Raw genomic sequence first — 21,456 nt, 5'->3', positions numbered from 1 at the left:
ATAGAATAGCACCTCAATTAGGAACTAAAATTACATTGTTTGATGAGTCTGGTTCTATATCACCTTCTAATTGGTTGATTGATGGAACATTTTTTGAAAATGATGAAATAATAATTCACCATGATAAAGTTATTATTTCTGGAGTGGAAGTTTATTTTTCATCCTCAATGCCTAAAGATAATATATTGTATATTAATAGTCAAAATGAAATTTATAAGATTGATTGTTTGAATTTAACTTACTATCTAATCAGTGAAGATGGTAATAAGTGGATAGGTAAAAGTGATAGATTATCTGAACATTTGGATGAATTAAATTCTCAACACAAGTTTAATAGTCAATATATAATAATTGAAAACTATCAATATAATGGAAGGAATGTGGGGCGTGCATTTTATCAAACATCTACAGGTCATTATATTTTCACTCATTATTCTGATGATAAAACGAATAGTGCAGACTCTTTTGTTATTCTTGGTGATTCGTTTTATTTTTATTCTAAAAAATACAATTTAATATGGGTAACTGGCTCTGATAATAAAATAAAATGCAAATATATGCTAGTTAATAATCAGGGTAAGTCTTTTGAATTAATAAATATATGGGAAAATAATGGAGCTGTTTATTTTTCATGTCGTTATCAAGGTCATGATTTACCGGAAGTTGTGACCTACATGATTGATGGTGATAGTATTATATTTATTGGTGTTTTTGTCGATGAGTTAACACACTACCAATTATCTGAAGGGCAAGATAAAATACCTAAAAAAATGTTAGAACAGGTTTTAGATAAGTATATTCTGTCAGTGAGTGATCATGAAAAACTAGTTACTGATAATAATGCAAACTCATCAAATTTTGCGGAAATAATATTAATTACCGGTGTTGATAAGAATAATAACGTTTATCATTATTGGTTAAAATATGAAGATGGCACGGTTATTAAGTCAAATGTCATTTCCTATTTAGATTCTATTGACAAAAAAAACGTTAACTCCAATAAATTAAATCAACCTAAAGATATTATATTAGTCGCTAGTCTAATTGATGAAGAGGGTAATGATGTATTTTATTTTTATAGTCGAGATAAGAGCCGGATTTATCGTCAGGTTGGTGCGTCTCCTAATATATCTCAAATAGTTGAACAACAAGTTAAGTGCATTGAAGTTTCTAATGTAGATAGCATTGTTTTTTCTCACGGGATACTCCTTGTTATTAATAAAGATGGTATTGTTAGCCAAGTTTCAGCTAAAGGAGAAATGAAAAATTTTGCTATAAATGAAAACTGGTTTGATAAAAAAACGATTTGGTGGGAAAGTTTAAAAGAAGTAAATAATAAGAATGGTTTATATTTATTACTTGGGATTAAAAAGTTGCATAATAATGAGGTGATACCTGCTTGGTATGATAATGGAAATATTATTATAGCTCACCAGTTATCTTCTAAAAATACACTACAATATTTAGGAGTAGATGAAAAATCTTCTGCTGCTATTATTTATGATATGTCAAGTAAGCGACTTTATTGGCAACCTTTAGCAACGACTCAAGAGTTAGATAAAGCCTTTACTGGAAATAAAATGTATAACCCTGCTTCATTACCATCTTTGTATGAAATATACCCTAACATGAGATTTGAAACAGTTAAAAGATTAGCAAGTGGGTTGATCATGTATACTTCAAATAATGAAATCTTATATCACGACAGTTCTATGGCTCATGCAGAAGGTAGTAAAAAAGAATTTCTTTCTTCATTGCTTATCAAAGGCGGGAATCAAAAAGATATTATTAATCCTCCTGTTATTGATAATGTCAAAAATATTGTCTTGAGTGCTGGAAATGAACAAGATAGCTATATTATTTCCCGAGCGGCTTGGCTACATTACCAAGTGATTATTATTAACAATCATGCTAGTGATTATTTAACTGATACTCTCGTTTTACCTGTAGATGATATGGAAACATTAGTTGTAAGCCGTTTTGACGATGACCTTATTCTTACTGATATCAATACTAATAGTATGTTATTAATTAATAAGGCTTTTGAACCAAACACTGAAAAGTATCAGCATCTACAACTGCGTTTTTTAAATTCAACAGAAGAAATCAAAGTAAAAACGATAGTAGAAAGCTATGGGCTTACTGATGGTTTTTTGTCCGAAACCAGTAAGCTTGATAAAAGTAGTGAAGAAATAGCACTGAGAAATGAAAATCAATTGTTACAACTGGCAGACACAGCAGTGTCGTTGAATACTGATGAGAGTACATTTAGCAATCAGCGTATTGTTCAATCCCCTTTAACAAATCCCCCTCTTCACATCGGACATATACTATAAATTATTATAAATTAGCCCGCCATCAGTGCTGGCTAATAAAACGGCTTAATTTGAATTAAAATATCTACTATGTAGCTTAGGTTTTTATTTTATTTTTTAATTCGCTTTTTTTTAATTGTTTACTGGTGGTTAGGACTGAATATTTAGCTTTGTAGTCTTTTGTGTCGCTAGGGATACACTTATCTTGGTTTTTGTAAGGAAAATGAAGCATTTCTTGTTGGTTAAATCAAAAATGAATTAAATTGCGCGGGGTAGATCGCACTTTTAACTTATCCACATTTTCATCTCAATAAATTAACTCTATATTTCACAGCTTATAAATAACTATTAACAATATGCACGCGCTAAAACTAAACTTGCTTCCAAAGCTATGGAGTAAACATGGACGCTTCAGAATCGTTAACACCATCAGTGAGCCCAACGCCCTCGAACAAACGAGGGTGGATAATCTTAGCTGTTGATATCGTACTATTAATTCTATTACTAAAATATTTACCATTCGATGACAAAGCGAATGCAGGTCTTGCAATGATGGTTTTCATTGGTGTGCTTTGGTTAACTGAAGCTATCCACGTCACCATTACTGCATTGTGTATTCCTATCTTAGCAGTCGGCTTAGGGTTGATGAATACAGGGGATGCATTGAAATCATTTGCAAACCCAATCATTTTCTTATTCTTCGGTGGCTTTGCGCTAGCGACAGCTCTACATATCCAAGGCCTTGATAGGCTAATTGCAAATCGCTTACTCATGGCTGCTCGTGGGCGCTTATCAGTAGCGGTATTATTACTGTTTGGTGTAACCGCATTGCTGTCTATGTGGATTAGTAACACAGCGACCGCAGCAATGATGCTGCCATTAGTATTAGGTATACTGTCTAATCTCGATGTCCGCAATGAGCGCAACACTTTTGTGTTTGTTCTATTAGGTGTTGCTTATAGTGCAAGTATTGGTGGTTTAGGTACGATTGTCGGTAGTCCACCAAACGCAATTGCAGCTGCAGCTTTAGGTTTAGATTTCTTATCGTGGATGAAATACGGTATTCCAATCATGGTAGTGTTGCTGCCAATGATGTTTGTATTGATGTACATGATGTTACGCCCTAACCTGAAACACCGTTTTCAAATTGAGTTAGAACACGTTGAGTGGAATGGCAAACGTATTACCGCAATGACGATTTTCCTTTTAGCCGTAGTTTGTTGGATCACAAGTACGTTTATTAGTGATGCATTAGGTGGCGTAAAAGATTTAGATACAATTATTGCGATGAGTGCTGCCATTTTAATCGGTATAACAGGTGTTGCTAGCTGGTCTCAAATTCAAAAAAATACTGAGTGGGGCGTATTGATGCTGTTTGGTGGTGGTTTAACACTGAGCGCAATCTTGAGTTCTTCTGGTGCAAGTAAGATCATGGCAGACTGGATGCAAATGACATTTGGTGAAAGCCACTGGTTTGTTATTATTCTAGCTGTTACTACCTTTATTATCATTCTAACTGAGTTTACCAGTAATACGGCGAGTGCAGCTTTATTAGTACCTATTTTTGCAACAGTTGCTGAAGCATTAGGTATGCCTGTCATTGTCTTAACCATGATTATCGGGATAGGTGCATCTTGTGCATTTATGTTACCTGTCGCTACACCGCCAAATGCGATTGTGTTTGGTTCAGGTTATATTAGGCAGATTGAGATGGTACGTGTCGGTGCGGTATTGAACGTGGCCTGTATCCTAGTTATTTCATTGTTTGCTTGGTTTGTCTGGATGTAACCTAGTATCAATTCATCTTAACTTAACGGCCTCTTTTTGAGGCCGTAAGGTTGTTGGCAAAGCGGGATAAAAGCGTGGTTTTTCCCGCTTTGTGTTATCAGCCGAAAATCAACAAATTGATTTTCCTAATTTATTTTCAAAGCCTATTCGACTTGCAGCCAAACATAATATGTTTGTCAGCAGTCTGACGGCCTCTTTTTGAGGCCGTTATTTTTTGTACTCCAAATGGAAATTAGTGCGCCGTTTTAGCAATAAGAGCTTGCTGGTTTTTCCCTATTTTTATTATGCCTTTATCTGAAAATGTAATGTCTGCATCCCCGCGTACAGAGAAACTCATCGTATTTATAACCCCTTGAATATCTATTTTATTTTGAGGGCAAAGAAAATTGTCTTTACATTGATATTGGTGGCTTTCAAGCACAATATTACGACCTGTCAATTTAGCCTGTTCATTTAGCTCTAACTGATTACCTTGAATATATGGAATATCAGTTTTGAATTTTGAACTGTATTTGACAACGCCTTCACTAGGGGAAAGGGTGCTATTGCCAGATGCGCTGATATAATTTTGTATGGCAGAGTGGATATTAAGGGAGTTTTGCAGCTTTATTTGGTCTGCAACTACATTTAGCTTTGATAGTTGAATTGGGTTTCCTTGTTGCTGGCTAATACTGATTTGGCTAGCTGGCTGAGTTGAAAACTTCAATTGGTTATAGTCCTCCAATTTTTGGAGTTCTAGTTGGTTGTCTTTATCTTTGTTTTTCACATATTTTTTTTCAAACTTACCGGCAATCAAGGATAGGCTATTAATATTATCAACGGTGCCGTCTTTCCATGAAATACCATTAGGATTCGCGATAACAAGGTTAGCGCGTTGCCCTTTAATACCTAATATTCCTTGCAAGTGGCTTGCTTCAGTTCCTGTGACTTCTGCAAAAATAAGCCTTGCTGCTTTATTATTAAGCTTAGTATTACTGTTAATGTCATTATTGAAAATTAAGCCATCGTCATTAGATGAGAGACTTTCAAATGTATTAAATGAAATGTTGTTCTTTAGAGGGGCTTCTATATTGATGACTTTTGCCTTAGAAATATCAGGGGATTCGGCCAATGATGCATTGTGATACAAAGTACAAGTTAATAGAGTGAATAATATGGTTTTCTTCATTTTTAGTAGCTCCTTGCTGTAAAAATTCCTTTTATGATTAAAAGTATAATGCACCGAGTTGATTATTTTACTAATCAAAAATTAGCTGGGTTTAATAAAATATGATACGCAGCCCCTCATTGAGCTAGATGAAACACGATATTTTCATTCTAGCCGCACTAAGGGGCGTTTCTATTTTGGTTATCAGACGCCTCTATTTGGGTTATCAAGAGAGCGAAGGCACAGATACTGATTAGCTTGAAAGGGGAGGCGGTCTGCAGCAAGTTAGAATTAATACACAAAAAAAAGAGCCACTTATGTGGCTCTTTTCAATTTACCTATCAGCAATTATTGTGCTGTTGGTGGATGGCTGTGTTCAATATCCTCTGACTTCTTGGTAAAGCGGCGACGGATCACCACGAAGAAGACAGGCACGAAGAAGATAGCCAATGAGGTTGCGGCAAACATTCCCCCAAGAACACCAGTACCTACTGAGTTCTGGGATGCAGAACCTGCACCGTTACTAAACACCAGTGGGATAACACCTAACATAAATGCTAAAGATGTCATCAGAATTGGTCGTAAACGCATTTTAACTGCATTCAGCGTTGCTTCGACTAACCCTTTACCTTCTTTCTCCATCAAGTCTTTGGCGAATTCAACAATCAAGATTGCGTTTTTCGCCGAGAGCCCAATGGTTGTTAAGAGACCCACTTTAAAGTAAACGTCGTTGTCTAGACCACGAACACTGGTAAACAGTAACGCACCAATAATACCTAATGGAACGACTAACATAACTGAGAATGGGACTGACCAGCTTTCATAGAGAGCCGCCAAACACAGGAAGACCACTATCAAGGAGATTGCGTACAGAGCAGGGGCTTGGTTACCTGCTAAGCGTTCTTGATATGACATACCTGTCCACTCGTAACCAATTCCTTCAGGCAGGTTTTCAGTGGTGAGTTTTTCCATTAACAGCATCGCATCACCCGTACTTTTCCCAGGAGCTGCTTGGCCTTGAATGTTCATCGCAGGGACACCGTTATAACGCTCTAAACGTGGTGAACCATACTTCCAAGGGTCCTTGGATTCGTCCATAAAGGCAGAGAACGGAACCATTTTACCTTGGTTATTACGAACATATAGGTTACTGATGTCAGAAGGTAACATACGGCTTTCTGCGTCACCTTGTACGTAAACTTTCTTCACACGACCACGGTCGATAAAGTCATTCACGTAGCTTCCACCAAACATAGAACTCAATGTTGCGTTGATATCACTAATAGCAACACCTTGAGCCTGTGCTTTTTGTTGGTCAATATAAATACGGTATTGCGAGGTATCATCCTGACCATTTGGACGAACACCTTGAAGCATTTCTGGGTGCTGAGCAGCTAATCCAAGTAACTGATTACGGGCTTGCATTAATTTATCATGCCCCAAGTTACCTTTATCGACTAACTCAAAGTCAAACCCGTCTGCGGTACCTAACTCAACAATTGCGGGTAGGTTAAAGGCGTAAATCAATGCCTCTTGTTTTTGTGACAGTGCGATATTCGCGCGCTGTACAATCGCATCAACGTGGTTTTCATCACCTTTACGTTCGCTCCAATTTTTTAGAACGACGAAAGCGAGACCCATATTTTGTCCTTGACCTGCGAAGCTAAAGCCCCCTACGGTAAAGACCGATTCAACGTTTTTGGCTTCTTCGGTATGGTAGTAGTTATTTACTTCATCCAATACCGCTTGGGTTTGTTCCTGTGTTGATCCTGGTGGTAACTGGATCATAGACAAGAATACCCCTTGGTCTTCCGCGGGTAAGAAGGAAGACGGTAAGCGAACGAACATGAACGCCATACCAACCACTAACAGCAAGTAAATCACTAAATAACGGCCAGTGCCGTTAAGCATACGGCTTACACTGTCGGTGTAGTGGTGTGCTTGTTTTTCAAATGTACGGTTAAACCATCCAAAGAACCCTTTTTGGCTACCATGGCTGCCTTTTTCAATTGGCTTCAACATGGTGGCACACAGTGCTGGTGTTAAGATCATCGCAACCAGTACTGACAAGATCATGGACGATACAATGGTAATAGAGAACTGACGATAAATTGCCCCGGTAGAACCTCCAAAGAAGGCCATTGGGATAAATACCGCAGATAGAACCATTGCAATACCGACTAATGCACCTTGGATTTGACCCATTGATTTTTTGGTCGCTTCTTTTGGTGACAAGCCTTCTTCTTGCATAACACGCTCAACGTTCTCAACAACGACGATGGCGTCATCGACGAGAAGCCCGATGGCGAGTACCATCGCGAACATGGTCAAGGTGTTTATGGAATAACCAAATGCCGACAAGATAGCAAAGGTACCTAACAATACGACAGGTACTGCAATTGTTGGTATCAGCGTTGCACGGATGTTTTGTAGGAACAAATACATAACGACAACAACCAGCATGATTGCTTCCACTAACGTTTTAACTACTTCGTTAATTGAAATTTTAACGAATGGAGTTGTATCGTATGGATAAACAATCTCTAACCCTTGAGGGAAGAAAGGTTTCATTTCCTCAAGTGCAGCACGGACGTTATTAGACGTGTCTAACGCGTTCGCACCAGTTGCCAGTTTAATACCGATACCTGCTGCTGGCTTACCATTAAAGCGGGCAATCGTACTATAGTTTTCAGCACCTAATTGGACATCAGCAACATCCTTAATACGCACTTGTGAACCATCTTGGTTTACACGTAATAAAATATTGCTAAATTCTTCAGGGCTATTCAAACGTGTCTGCGCAATGATAGAAACGTTTAAACGCTGGTTTGCTATAGACGGTGAACCACCGAGTTGCCCTGCTGCGACTTGGTTATTTTGTACCTTGATCGCATTAATGACATCCGTTGTGGTCATGTTGTACTTAACGAGTTGCTCTGGTTTTAACCAAATACGCATTGCATATTGGGTACCGAACAGTTGAGTTTCACCTACACCGTTAACTCGGCTAAGTGGGTCTTTAATGTTTGACCCTACGTAGTCGGCAATATCGTATTGCCCCATTGAGCCATCGCTAGAAACGAAACCCGCAACCATTAAGAATGAACTAGTTGATTTATCGACACTAATACCTTGTTGCTGAACTTCTTGTGGCAACAATGGCATCGCCAGTTGCAATTTGTTTTGCACCTGTACTTGCGCGATATCACCATCAGTTCCTGCTTCAAATGTCAGCGTAATGCTAGCAGAACCTGATGAATCACTGCTCGATGACATATATACCAAGTTATCGATACCGTTCATATTCTGTTCGATAACCTGCGTTACTGTATTTTGTACCGTCTCAGCATCCGCTCCCGGATAGTTAGCTGAAATAGAAACAGCCGGTGGCGCGATGGTCGGGTACTGTGAAACAGGTAACTGGATAATTGCCAACAGACCAGCAAGCATGGTGATAATTGCAATTACCCACGCAAAAATTGGTCTTTCTATAAAAAACTTAGGCATTAATCAGCCGCTCCCTTATTTAGACTTTTCTTCAGGTTTTGCCTGATTGTCTATGGATTGCGTTTCTAAGTTTGCTTCCTTAGGATTCACAACAATTCCTGGTTTGATTTTTTGTAAGCCGATGACAATGACACGATCACCTGCTTGTAGACCTTCAGTTACCAGCCATTTGTTGCCAACTGCTTGTCCTGCTTTAACTTGTCTGACTTCAACTTTATTCTCAGCGCCAACAACCATGACTTGAGAAGTTCCTTGAGCCGTACGAGATAATCCTTGTTGCGGAACTAGAATCGCATTTTCAACAACACCATCTTCTAATACAGCACGAACAAACATACCTGGAAGTAACTCTTTGTTCGGATTAGGGAACATGGCTCTCATCGTGATAGACCCTGTTGTTTCATCAACAGTGACATCAGAGAATTCCAAAACCCCTTTTTGTGCGTATTCTTGACCGTTATTATTGATCAAACGGACAGGCGCTTGCCCTGACTCTTGCTGTATAGCACCTTTCGCTATCTCATTTCTCAGACGTAAGAAATCGTCACTCGACTGTGTTACGTCCACATAGATAGGGTCAAGTTGCTGAACACGCATTAATTCAGTGGCTTGTCCTGATGATACTAAAGCTCCCTCAGTCACACTCGATTTGCCAGTACGGCCGCTAATCGGCGCAGTAACTTTGGTATAATTCAGGTTAATACGTGCAGTTTCAACCGCTGCTTCAGCCGCTTTGACGGCAGCAAGTGCTTGTGCATAGGTTGAGGTCGCTTGGTCGTATTCCTGACGACTAATGTAATTAGTTCCTAACAATGGTTTATAACGCTTCACCGTTAAGGCAGCCAGATTTGCATTTGCTTGTGCTTTTGCTAGCTCCGCTTTTGCGCTGTCATAGGTTGCTTGGAATGGTGCTGGGTCAATTTGGTATAAAGATGTCCCTGCTTCTACGTCGCTACCTTCTTTATAGTTGCGCTTTAAAATGATGCCACTAACCTGAGGGCGAACCTCGGCAACACGAAATGCGGATGTACGGCCTGGTAACTCGGTTTTGAGAGTCAGAGGTTCGGCTTTAAGCGTAACAATTCCTACTTCAGGCGCCGGGCGTTCTCCGCCACCTTGTTGTTCATCGTTACAACCAGATAAAGCCAAGCCACCTGAAAGAACTAACAGAGCCAGAGGTAACACCCCTCTGTTTTTTCGCATAAGTTAACCTCAATTAATCAATATGAGTTCAAAACAAAAATAAGAAAAATGGTAAACAATATGATTTATCACTGTGCTATAGTACAAACATACACGAATGTATGTAAATCAGCTTTCGATAGAAACGGGTCACAATGGCACGAAAAACTAAACAACAGGCTGAAGAAACCCGTCAGGAAATATTAGATGCTGCCATCAAAACATTCTCTGAACGAGGAGTTTCTGCCACATCATTAGCCGATATTGCAAAAGCAGCGGGGGTTACCCGAGGTGCAATATATTGGCATTTCAAAAACAAAGTTGATCTCTTTTATCAAGCTTGTGAATTTGGTGATAACCAAATAATACAAGCTGAAGAATATTATCGTTCTAAATATACCAATGATCCACTTTCAATACTAAGAGAATTATTAGTTTATATTTTGACTGGTTTTATTGAAAGTCCTAAAAATCGCGCTTTGATGGAAATTTTCTTTTTGAAGTGTGAATTAGTGGGTGAAATGGCAGAGTTAGTTGATTTTAAACGCGCTAACTATGTTGCGAGTCAATGCCGAATAGTTGACAATTTGACTGCCTGTATTGATGCAGGTCAACTTCCTGCTGACCTTGATGTGGAAGCAGCCGCGATTATGATCCGTTCATTAATGTCTGGTTTATTAGAAAACTGGCTACTCCAATCAGAAAATTTTAATATTAATCAACATACAATTACATTGGTTGATACACTATTAGAAACACTAAAGTGTAGTACGACAATCCGGTTAAAACCAATTCAAACTGAATAAGTGGAGTCCATATGACCTCTATCTTGATTATTGCTAATGGGGCACCTTACGGCAGTGAAACACTGTTCAACTCATTGCGACTAGCGATAACGTTAAAAGAGCAAGAGCCGCAGTTAGATTTAAAAATTTTTCTGATGTCAGATGCTGTGGGCGCAGGATTGGCTGCTCAAAAGCCGAAAGAAGGCTATAATCTTCAACAAATGTTAGAGATTTTAACGGCACAAAATGTCCCCGTGAAATTATGTAAAACTTGTACAGATGCCCGCGGTGTAAGTGAGTTAACTCTTGCTGATGGTGTTGAAGTAGGCACGTTAGTTGAGCTTGCAAGCTGGACATTAACGGCAGATAAAGTATTAACTTTCTAATATTTTACGTAAAATATGTTTAATTAGGTGAAAGTAAGTGTGGGTAGGCGACTATCGGCACTTTGCTTAATTAAACAATATAATTATTTGTATAAAGGAATGCCATTATGATGAAACAACAATGGAAGTGGCGGCAGTTAGTATCGATAACACTGTTTTTTTTCATCATATCTTTTTCCAGTTCAATTACGGCATTAACATCAAATAACTTACCTGATAAGAATGAAATAAAAAGTGCGCTCAGCGCATTGAATAAAAAAAGTTCACTCAGTGAAGAAGATAAACTTGCTCTCGCTGATCTGGAAAAAACCTCAGATTTTTATAACGAGCTGGATAAACTCGAACAGCGAACGGCTGAACTGCAAAAAAAACTGAGTAACGCGAGTGAAGAATCGAAACAAGCAGCACAAGGTTTGTTGCAAATAAAAAATGAAAATGAGCAGCGCACCGAAAATTTCCTACAAAAAATACAAGATAGTTCTCTTTCACAATTAGAAGCATTACAAGCCTCTTATTTAGAAAATCTGCAAACAGAACAAAATGACCTTGCAACCTATAGTAGCCAATTAATTGGCTTACAAACGCAGCCTGAAAGGGCACAAGCGATGATGTTGGAAAATGCGAGGCGCTTACAGGAAATTCGTAATGAGCTAAATAGTTCATTGAATGAATCTGTGAATTTAAGACCAACTCAAATTACCATGCTGCAAGTTGAACAGTATTTATTGCAGCAACAAAATGAATATCAAAAACGTATTCTACAGGCTAACACTCAATTACAAGATGTGCTGCAAAAACAGCGTGATTATACCGCCGCCTATATTGAGCAATTGGAACATCATATTCAGCAAGTACAAAACGCGATTAGCCATCGTCGCCTAAATGACTCCCAATCAACAGTGCGTGAAGCATTGAGTACTTCTGAAACCGATATTGAAGCGCAACAGAATCCCATTATTCAAAAAGAAATTGCGATTAATAATGCGCTCAGTGACCGTTTAATCGCAGTGACAGAAAGTAGTAATAAACTGGTGCAAAATGGTATTCGAGTGAAAACATGGCTTGAAAGAGCGACGCAGTCAGAACGAAATCTAAAAGAACAAATTAATGTATTACGCGGTAGCTTATTGCTTTCACGAATTTTATTTCAACAACAAATTGATTTGCCTCCTGACATTTTAACTAAAAATTTACCTACAACGATTGCCGATTTGCGGCTTGAACAGTTTGATATTAACCAACAGCGTGATGAGCTTTACCAACCTAATGATTATATTACGAAGTTGGAACAGCAATTTGAGATAAAAACAGGGGATGAGCCAGCAAATAGCACATTATTATCAGCTGAAGATAAATCCTCGTTATTGAAACTATTGGAAGTACGTCGGGGGTTATTAGACGAACTTAACCAGCAGCTTGGTGGGCAAATTTCGCAAGCTATCAACTTGCAATTGGATCAAAACCAATTATTGAGTGTGGTGAGTTCTCTTGAAAACACATTAGCCCAGCAAATATTTTGGGTGAATAGTAATAAACCAATTGATTTGGAATGGGTTAAAGGTTTCCCTGAAGCCGCAGCAACACAAATTAATAGCTTTGATTTTAGTTTATCGAATCGCAGTATTAAACGGGGAATGAGTAATTCACTGTTAGTTGTTATTCCACTTGTATTGGTCGCGCTGTTGTTTATTTGGTTTAACCGTAAAATTAATAATCGATTGCAAGATATTGACCAACGGCTTTCCAGTTTGCGTAACGATAGTGTGTTAAGCACACCTTTTGCGCTACTGCTGACATTAATGCAAACCTTACCTATTTCACTGTTTTTACTGGCATTTGGCTATTGGTTCTTGAAAACAGGAAATGTACAAGGGCCATTCTTCTGGCAATTTTGCCAACAGTTGGCGATATTTTGGGCATTATTTGAGCTGACTTTTCGCGTGTTAAAACCGCAAGGTATTGCTCGAAAACATTTTGGTATCGAAAAAGAGAAAATATCCCAGACGCGGCGCCAAATGCTCCGGTTATCGATTCCGTTGGTACCACTCATTTTCTTCTCCACTTATGGGGTTACTAACCCACTGAAAGTGTCTGAGGACGTGATAGGTCAGTTGATCGTGCTGGTTTCTCTTATCCTGTTATGTATCTTTACTGTTCCTTTTTGCAAACAAGTTTGGCAAGAGAAGGGTAGCCACTTAACGCGTAGTATTGTCGTGACATTGCTGACATTTTCGCCATTAATTTTAGTGGGCTTAATGATGGCAGGCTACTACTACACCACTTTACGCTTAGCAAACCGTTGGATAGACAGTTTATACCTGTTATTGCTGTGGTATATCACTTATAGCGCGTGTTTGAGGGGGTTAACATTGGTTGCCCGTAAATTGGCGTATCAGCGTGCTATAGAGCGGCGTGCGATGTTGAAGCAAGAAGAGGTTGAGAACGAACCTATTAAAGAACCCCCAATGACCATTGAGCTGATTAGCCAGCAATCGTTACGTCTCACCACGATGGTGTTGTTTATTATCTTTGCATTGGCGTTTTACGCAATTTGGTCTGATTTCATCACTATTTTCTCTTTCTTAGATAGCGTGAATTTGTGGAGCTATACCGCCACATCGGCAGATGGGGGAAATATCTTACAATTCGTCACGTTAGCGAATTTAATTTTGGCTCTGGTGATCATTATTGTTGCTTGGGTGATGACGCGAAATCTCCCCGGGTTACTGGAGGTTTTGGTCTTATCGCGGTTAAAACTTCGTCAAGGTTCCACTTATGCCATCACGACAATATTGACTTATATTATTGTGGGAATTGGGGCGATCGCCTCATTAGGGATGATTGGTGTCACGTGGAACAAGCTGCAATGGTTGGCGGCAGCCTTAACGGTCGGGTTAGGGTTTGGTTTACAAGAAATTTTTGCTAACTTTGTTTCAGGGATCATTTTATTGTTTGAGCGGCCGATCCGCATTGGCGATACGGTCACTATTGGGACCTATTCAGGAACAGTCAGTAAAATTCGCATTCGTGCAACAACGATCGTCGATTTTGATCGTAAAGAAGTGATCATACCCAATAAAGCATTTGTGACTGAGCGGTTGATCAACTGGTCGCTATCAGACACCGTTACACGTATTACGATTGCGATCGGGGTAGCGTATGGTTCTGATCTTGATAAAGTAAAACGCGTTTTACTATCTGCCGCAACCAGTAACAGTAAGGTAATGACGGAACCTGCTCCCAATGTTTATTTCACCAGTTTTGGCGCGAGCACGCTAGATCATGAATTGCGTTTTTATGTGCGACAGATAGGTGACCGTGGTGTGACCAGCGATGAAGTGAACCGTGCGATAGATAAATTATGTCGAGAAAATGATATTGATATTGCATTCAACCAGTTAGAAGTTCATTTGCATAATAGCAAAGGGGATGAAGTGCAAGAAGTGAAACGTACACCAAAAGACAGTGATGACAACCTACCAAGTTAATTAGATTTCATCTGTGCGGGTGGCTTGTGCCGCCTGCATCTGTTTGGAAATATAATCATTTTTAACAATATCAAGAGCTTTTAATACAATATCGGCTTCAATATCTGAATTCTCGAGTAAATAAATCAAATCAACGGCAAGTTGTACTTCTTGTGGGGCATCTTTGAGCGAATTCATAGCGTTCCCTTCTAATATTTAATCAAAGTATTGATTTTCTTGATGTTCAATGGCTTTTTCAATGCGCAAAAGTGCTTGGCGGCATCGGTACAAACGGCCTGCGAGTACAGCGAGTTCTTTTTGGCATTGGTGCTGCAAACGGTGGTCGGTTAGCTCACTTAAATGAAGTTCTTTTTCACTCACCATGGCCTGCAAGCGTCGTTCATAGTCTTGGTGTTGTGATAAACGTTCATATAAATCAACCTGTTCCCTTTTTTTAGTGAAACTAGACTCTTTTTCACGTAAAGTTTGTGTAGAGATCTCTCGTGAAATTGCCTGCATTTGATGGACAATTTTCTCAGTCAGAAAATTGACCTGCTCGCTGTGGTTTAACGTTACGCTATGGCACAATTGCTGGTATAAGGTCTGTAATTCGTTTTGGCAATCACCCAAACGGGTTGATTTGCGACTAAACAATTGCATATCGAAGCGTGAATGTGAAAACTCAAGATCCTTTATGGGTTCCACTCGTGTTTTCAATTCATCAATTTGCTTTTTTAACGCGTCCAAAAGAGCGGGAATTTTCATTTTTTGTTCTCATTAAGTGTCAAAAATAGCGGAATATTGATATTCAGCAACAAAACTGATGCCAAATTGACGGCTTCTTATTGCATTTTTATGGTACTTTACATAGATTCTACACTTTCGTGTTTACTACATGGCTTTTATTATGACCGCTAAAGAGCAACAACTGCAATTGATTAAAGAAAGTATCGCATCGATTCAAAATTATCCAATCGAAGGCGTGATCTTTCGTGACATTACGACTTTATTAAATAACCCTGCTGCATACCAAGCAACGATTGATATGTTAGTGGAACATTATCAAAATAAAGGCGTCACTAAAATTGTAGGGACTGAAGCGCGTGGTTTCCTATTTGGCGCGCCAGTTGCATTACGTTTAGGCGTAGGTTTTGTCCCTGTGCGTAAAAAAGGGAAATTACCACGTGAAGTATTGAGTATGACTTACGACCTTGAGTATGGCACCGATACGCTTGAGATCCATAAAGATAGCATCAGCCCTGAAGATAACGTCTTAGTTGTTGATGACTTACTCGCGACCGGTGGTACCGTGGAAGCAACGGTAAGAATGATCAAACAGCTTGGTGCTAATGTTGTTGATGCGGCATTTATCATCTGTTTACCTGATCTTGGCGGCGTTGAACGTCTACAAAAAGAAGGTGTTTCTTCTTATAGCCTTGTTGAGTTCCCAGGCCACTAATCTTTATTTTCCCTCTATTTTTATCACAGCCTCGCTGTATAGGTTGAGGCTGTGGTAGCATGGTACTATGATTATATATATTCACGTACCATGTTAAATGACAGTGGAATCCATGAGCTATCAGGTACTTGCCCGTAAGTGGCGCCCCCAAAAATTTTCAGACGTTGTTGGTCAACAGCACGTTTTGACTGCACTCGCTAATGGGCTAACGCATCAGCGGCTTCATCACGCCTATCTTTTCTCAGGTACACGTGGTGTAGGGAAAACGACGATTGCGCGCCTATTTGCTAAAGGCCTTAATTGCGAAACAGGGATCACCGCCTCGCCTTGTGGACAATGCGCTAACTGCCTTGAAATAGAACAAGGGCGATTTGTCGATTTAATTGAAATTGATGCGGCTTCCCGTACCAAAGTCGAAGACACTCGTGAATTATTAGACAACGTCCAATACGCACCCGCACGTGGGCGCTTCAAAGTTTATTTAATTGACGAAGTACATATGCTGTCTCGTCATAGTTTCAATGCGTTGTTAAAAACCCTTGAAGAACCGCCTGAACATGTGAAGTTTTTATTGGCGACGACGGACCCACAAAAACTCCCCGTGACCATTTTGTCTCGCTGTTTGCAATTCCATCTAAAAGCGTTAGATGTCACGCAAATCAGTGAGCAACTTGAGCTCATCCTAAATGCAGAAAATATTGAGCATGACCAACGTGCTCGCCAGCTGATAGCAAGAGCAGCTGATGGCAGTTTACGTGATGCATTAAGCTTAACTGACCAAGCCATTGCGATGGGGCAAGGGAAAGTCACGGCTGATATTGTCAGCCAAATGCTAGGAACCCTTGATGACGAGCAGCCATTAGCCATTATTGAAGCACTAGTACGTGCCGATAGCATGGCGGTAATGGAGCAGGTGGAGCAAGCTGCCAGTCGCGGAGCGGATTGGGAGAACTTGCTGGTGGAAATTTTGTCGCAATTACACCGTATCGCGATGATCCAACTGCTTCCTGCTGAACAAGAAACAGACCCGTCATCGACAGAAGGGCGGCTACGGCAGGTCGCAAGGGTCATTTCCCCTGCAGATCTCCAACTGTTTTACCAAACGTTATTAGTCGGAAGAAAAGAACTCCCCTATGCCCCTGAGCGGCGTATGGGGGTTGAAATGGCACTATTACGTGCATTAGCTTTTCATCCTAAAAATGTGATTGCTGAAATTGAAGCACCGCCAAAAGTTATTCCACAAGCCGCTGTTCAATCTGCACCGTCTGCGGCATCAAATATGACGCAAAGGGTGCCTCCGACACAAGCGCGAGCAGAAAATCTGCCAGACAATAGCCCAACGTTACAGTTATTGAAGGCTAGACAGGCGTTACAATCTCCACAAAGTGAGGATCCTAGCCCAAAAAAGGCTAAACCGGTGACGCCTGAAAGGGCTAAGCCGGCGGCATCAGCACTGGAAAGGCTGGCCGCCGTGACCAGCAAACATCAACAAAATGTGGTTAATAAAGCGTCTCAGGCGGCAAAACCACAAAAACCAAAGCAATACCAATGGAAGCCTCAAAATGAAGAGGCGATGGCGCCAAAAGAGGCAGTGACAACGCCAAGCGGGATCAAAGAGGCGTTAGAATATGAAAAAACGCCTGAGTTAGCCGTTAAAATTATTGAGGAAGGGCGAGTTCGTGACAGTTGGTCAGGGAAAATTGCAAAATTAAATATTCCCAAACTGGTTGAACAATTAGCTTTGAATTCATATATAGAAGAGTTAAGCGAGTCGCAAATTGTTTTACATTTGCGCTCGGCTCAGAAGCATCTCGATAAACCATCGGCACACAAAGCGTTGGAAGAAGCTCTGAGCGAACTATATGGTCGTACTGTTGAACTGAAAATCGTTCATGATGATAATAGCGAGGTGAAAACCCCGCTAGAATGGCGACAGGCGATTTATGAAGAAAAACTGGCACAAGCGCGCCAGTCTATTATTGCGGATAAAACGATTCAAAAACTGCGCTCAATGTTTGATGCGCAATTAGATGAAGAGAGTATTCGCCCCGTTTAACGCTACAGTCTCATTGTTAAGCTGTAGCCTCAGTTGTGAGAGATAACTATGTTTGGTAAAGGTGGATTGGGTAACCTGATGAAACAGGCCCAGCAAATGCAAGATAAAATGCAAAAAGTTCAGGAAGAAATCGCTCAACTCGAAGCTACAGGTGAGTCTGGAGCTGGCTTAGTTAAAGTGACCATTAATGGTTCACACAACTGCCGTCGTGTTGAAATCGACCCTAGCTTGCTTGAAGACGACAAAGAAATGTTAGAAGATTTGATTGCCGCGGCATTCAATGATGCTGCACGTCGTATCGAAGAAACTCAGAAAGAAAAAATGGCGAGTGTTTCCAGTGGTATGCAATTACCACCAGGCTTTAAGATGCCATTCTAATGCAAACAAGTCCGCTTCTTGAATCGTTGATGGAAGCTCTGCGCTGTCTTCCGGGGGTTGGCCCCAAGTCAGCGCAGCGAATGGCTTTTCATCTTTTACAGCGTGACCGTAGTGGTGGAATGCGTTTAGCACAATCACTCACTCGAGCCATGTCTGAAATAGGCCACTGTCGTGATTGCAGAACATTTACAGAACAAGATGTTTGTAATATTTGTGATAACCCACGCCGCCAACAGAATGGCTTAATTTGTGTGGTTGAAAGCCCCGCAGATATCTATGCAATCGAACAAACCGGGCAATTTTCCGGCCGCTATTTTGTACTTATGGGGCATTTATCACCACTTGATGGCATTGGCCCTATGGATATCGGTCTTGATAGGCTCGAAGAGCGTTTGGCGTCAGAGACGGTCAATGAGGTGATTTTAGCAACTAACCCAACGGTAGAAGGGGAAGCGACGGCAAATTATATTGGGCAAATGTGTGGCCAATATGGAGTGGCGGCGAGCCGAATTGCACACGGGGTGCCTGTTGGCGGAGAACTGGAGCTTGTCGATAGTACGACGTTATCGCATTCGCTCTCCGGCCGCTCTCGGTTGTAATATCCTCGTCATATTTCAAGCTGTAGGGGTGTTGGCTGCACTCGGCGACTCGGGTCACATACTGATGTATGCTCCCCGAGATCTCCTCATTTGCCGCCTACCTACAACTTGAACTATTTAGAGGATAGTATTGATTTCGTTTTTCTAAAATCACCCTACAGAATTCAGTTACTAATTTAAGCCGTAGGGGGCTGCATTCGGTGACTCAGGTCATATACTGGTATGCTCCTAGGGATTAACGCATTTGACGCCTAGCTACAGCACAAATTATTTAGAGGATATGTTTGGAGGTGATTAAAACGATCCCTTTCATCAACTTCCTTTAGAATGATGACGGATGTGATTATTTTCTTTCTAATCATTAGCTTTTGGTTCTGATGGTTTAAATTTTTTGTTCTTTTCGCTTGAATTTCTGTTTTTCGCCCCCAACTAATCTGCATCGATAAGTCAAACCTATCCAATTAGATTGATGAAATAGAGGCGATTAATGAGTATGAAAGGACAGGAAACGCGTGGTTTCCAATCAGAAGTTAAACAACTCCTCCAATTAATGATCCACTCTCTTTATTCAAATAAAGAGATTTTCTTACGCGAATTGATCTCCAACGCATCAGATGCGGCGGATAAACTGCGTTTTCGTGCATTATCTAAACCCGAACTGTATGAAAACGATGGTGAGCTGCGCGTGCGCATTAGTGCTGACAAAGACCAAGGTACATTGACCATCAGCGATAACGGTATCGGTATGAGCCGTGAAGAGGTGATTGAAAACCTCGGAACTATCGCGAAGTCCGGCACAAAAGCATTCTTAGAATCATTAGGTAGTGACCAAGTCAAAGATAGCCAAATGATTGGTCAATTTGGTGTGGGCTTCTATTCTGCATTTATCGTGGCTGACAAAGTAACGGTACGTAGCCGTGCGGCAGGTGCTCCTGCAAATGAAGGTGTGTTCTGGGAATCTGCTGGTGAAGGTGAATACACCATCGCTGATATTGAAAAAGCCGAACGCGGCACCGAAATTACCTTGCATTTGCGCGATGACGAAAAAGAATATTTGGATAACTGGCGCTTGCGTTCAGTGATTAGCAAATATTCTGACCATATTGCTTTACCAGTTGAAATCGAAGAAAAAAATGAAGAAGACGGTACGGTCACTTGGGAAAAAATTAACCAAGCGAAAGCATTATGGACGCGTAGTAAGTCTGAAATTTCAGACGAAGAATATACCGAGTTCTATAAACATATTTCCCATGACTACGCAGACCCACTAACATGGTCACATAACCGTGTAGAAGGTAAGCAAGAGTATACCAGCCTGCTGTATGTACCTTCTAAAGCGCCATTTGATTTATGGAATCGTGACCAACAACACGGCTTGAAACTCTATGTTCAACGCGTATTTATTATGGATGACGCAGAACAGTTCATGCCGAATTACCTGCGTTTTATTCGTGGGGTGTTGGACTCCAATGATTTACCGTTGAACGTTTCGCGGGAAATACTGCAAGACAGCGCATTAACTCGTAGTTTGCGCAGTGCATTAACCAAGCGCGTCCTGCAAATGCTGGAAAAACTGGCTAAATCAGATGCAGAAAAATACCAAACCTTCTGGCAACAATTCGGTTTAGTGATGAAAGAAGGCCCTGCGGAAGATATGGCAAATGGTGAAACTATTGCTAAACTCCTGCGTTTTGCAACGACTCATACTGATAGCAGTGTACAGAACGTCTCTTTAGACGATTATGTAAGCCGTATGGTTGAGGGCCAAGATAAAATTTACTACATCACGGCAGACAGCCATGCAGCGGCAAAAGGCAGCCCGCATCTTGAGTTATTCCGTAAAAAAGGCATAGAAGTCTTGCTGTTATCTGACCGTATTGATGAATGGATGATGAATTACTTATCGGAATTCGACGGTAAACAGTTCCAATCCGTAAGTAAAGCCGATGAGTCATTAGATAAGCTAGCGGATGAAAACAAAGCGGAACAAGAGGAAGCTGATAAGCAATTAGAGCCCTTTATTGAGCGCGTTAAGTCATTCCTTGGTGAGCGTGTTAAAGAGGTTAAACTCACGCATCGCTTAACGGATACACCTGCAATTGTCACGACAGATGTAGATGAAATGAGTACACAGATGGCGAAACTGTTTGCAGCAGCTGGGCAAGCCGCGCCAGAAGTGAAATATAACTTCGAATTGAACCCAACGCATCCTTTGGTTAAAAAAGCAGCTGAAGTCACTGATGAGTCCGTGTTTGCTGATTGGGTTGATGTCCTGTTGGATCAAGCATTATTAGCAGAACGTGGTACATTGGAAGATCCAAACCTATTTATACGAAAAATCAATGAATTACTTCTAAAGTAATTTAATCTAGTATTTTCGTTATTGA

General features: G+C 40.4%; 15 protein-coding genes. 10 read left to right on the top strand and 5 right to left on the bottom strand.

The annotated features are described in order from the left end of the window. Positions 1 to 2,336 (top strand): TcdA/TcdB pore-forming domain-containing protein (locus PR800_RS17770; protein ID WP_272531206.1); only part of this gene is annotated, 2,336 nt, incomplete at its 5' end. A 381-nt stretch (positions 2,337 to 2,717) separates the two neighbouring features. Beyond that, positions 2,718 to 4,103 (top strand): SLC13 family permease, encoded by a 1,386-nt coding sequence (locus PR800_RS17765; RefSeq protein ID WP_272531205.1) that lies wholly within the window; start codon positions 2,718 to 2,720, stop codon positions 4,101 to 4,103. Positions 4,104 to 4,335: 232 nt separating this feature from the next. On the opposite strand, the gene PR800_RS17760 is transcribed toward PR800_RS17765, so the two are convergent. From PR800_RS17760 to PR800_RS17750, 3 genes are all read right to left on the bottom strand, one after another. Then, positions 4,336 to 5,271 carry a two-partner secretion domain-containing protein gene (locus PR800_RS17760; RefSeq protein WP_102139404.1) on the bottom strand — a complete coding sequence of 312 codons (936 nt, stop codon included), beginning with the start codon at positions 5,269 to 5,271 and terminating at the stop codon, positions 4,336 to 4,338. Between the two features lie 327 nt (positions 5,272 to 5,598). Then, complete coding sequence (locus PR800_RS17755; protein WP_102139403.1) at positions 5,599 to 8,757, bottom strand: efflux RND transporter permease subunit; 3,159 nt, start codon at positions 8,755 to 8,757, stop codon at positions 5,599 to 5,601. Positions 8,758 to 8,772: 15 nt separating this feature from the next. Next, entirely contained in the window at positions 8,773 to 9,960 is a 1,188-nt protein-coding gene (locus PR800_RS17750) for an efflux RND transporter periplasmic adaptor subunit (RefSeq protein ID WP_166265701.1), read from the bottom strand. Positions 9,961 to 10,094: 134 nt separating this feature from the next. Here PR800_RS17750 and acrR point away from each other — a divergent pair, with 134 nt between their 5' ends. The 3 genes from acrR to mscK all read left to right on the top strand — a co-directional run bounded on the left by acrR (position 10,095) and on the right by mscK (position 14,598). Beyond that, positions 10,095 to 10,745, top strand: coding sequence for a multidrug efflux transporter transcriptional repressor AcrR (acrR, locus tag PR800_RS17745; RefSeq protein ID WP_102139401.1), 651 nt, complete (start codon positions 10,095 to 10,097; stop codon positions 10,743 to 10,745). A gap of 11 nt (positions 10,746 to 10,756) precedes the next feature. Beyond that, a complete protein-coding gene (locus tag PR800_RS17740) occupies positions 10,757 to 11,110 on the top strand; it encodes a DsrE/DsrF/TusD sulfur relay family protein (protein WP_102139400.1) in 354 nt (117 codons plus the stop codon). 107 nt (positions 11,111 to 11,217) lie between these two features. Further along, positions 11,218 to 14,598 carry a mechanosensitive channel MscK gene (gene mscK / locus PR800_RS17735; protein WP_166265698.1) on the top strand — a complete coding sequence of 1,127 codons (3,381 nt, stop codon included), beginning with the start codon at positions 11,218 to 11,220 and terminating at the stop codon, positions 14,596 to 14,598. Here mscK and PR800_RS17730 read toward each other — a convergent pair whose 3' ends face one another. Continuing rightward, on the bottom strand, positions 14,599 to 14,775 hold the full coding sequence (locus PR800_RS17730; RefSeq protein ID WP_166265695.1) for a DUF2496 domain-containing protein: 177 nt from the start codon (positions 14,773 to 14,775) through the stop codon (positions 14,599 to 14,601). 18 nt (positions 14,776 to 14,793) lie between these two features. Next, positions 14,794 to 15,342 carry a primosomal replication protein PriC gene (gene priC, locus PR800_RS17725; RefSeq protein ID WP_102139397.1) on the bottom strand — a complete coding sequence of 183 codons (549 nt, stop codon included), beginning with the start codon at positions 15,340 to 15,342 and terminating at the stop codon, positions 14,794 to 14,796. 142 nt (positions 15,343 to 15,484) lie between these two features. On the opposite strand from priC, the gene apt reads away from it, so the two are divergent. From apt to htpG, 5 genes are all read left to right on the top strand, one after another. After that, positions 15,485 to 16,036 carry an adenine phosphoribosyltransferase gene (apt, locus tag PR800_RS17720; protein ID WP_102139444.1) on the top strand — a complete coding sequence of 184 codons (552 nt, stop codon included), beginning with the start codon at positions 15,485 to 15,487 and terminating at the stop codon, positions 16,034 to 16,036. 112 nt (positions 16,037 to 16,148) lie between these two features. Then, positions 16,149 to 18,092 (top strand): DNA polymerase III subunit gamma/tau, encoded by a 1,944-nt coding sequence (gene dnaX / locus PR800_RS17715; RefSeq protein WP_102139396.1) that lies wholly within the window; start codon positions 16,149 to 16,151, stop codon positions 18,090 to 18,092. Positions 18,093 to 18,140: 48 nt separating this feature from the next. Beyond that, the gene (locus tag PR800_RS17710; RefSeq protein ID WP_004260403.1) at positions 18,141 to 18,470 is read left to right on the top strand and encodes a YbaB/EbfC family nucleoid-associated protein; all 330 of its coding nucleotides are present in this window, start codon (positions 18,141 to 18,143) and stop codon (positions 18,468 to 18,470) included. Continuing rightward, positions 18,470 to 19,069, top strand: coding sequence for a recombination mediator RecR (recR, locus tag PR800_RS17705; RefSeq protein WP_102139395.1), 600 nt, complete (start codon positions 18,470 to 18,472; stop codon positions 19,067 to 19,069). Before PR800_RS17710 ends, recR begins: the two co-directional genes overlap by 1 nt. Before the next feature lie 493 nt (positions 19,070 to 19,562). Beyond that, the gene (gene htpG, locus PR800_RS17700; protein ID WP_272531207.1) at positions 19,563 to 21,431 is read left to right on the top strand and encodes a molecular chaperone HtpG; all 1,869 of its coding nucleotides are present in this window, start codon (positions 19,563 to 19,565) and stop codon (positions 21,429 to 21,431) included. Positions 21,432 to 21,456 lie beyond the last annotated feature (25 nt).

It is taken from the genome of Providencia sp. PROV205 (assembly GCF_028479505.1).
Classification (GTDB): Bacteria; Pseudomonadota; Gammaproteobacteria; order Enterobacterales; family Enterobacteriaceae; genus Providencia; species Providencia huaxiensis.
Note: the sequence above shows the minus strand (reverse complement) of the source record. Positions and strands in the feature narration are given on the sequence as shown.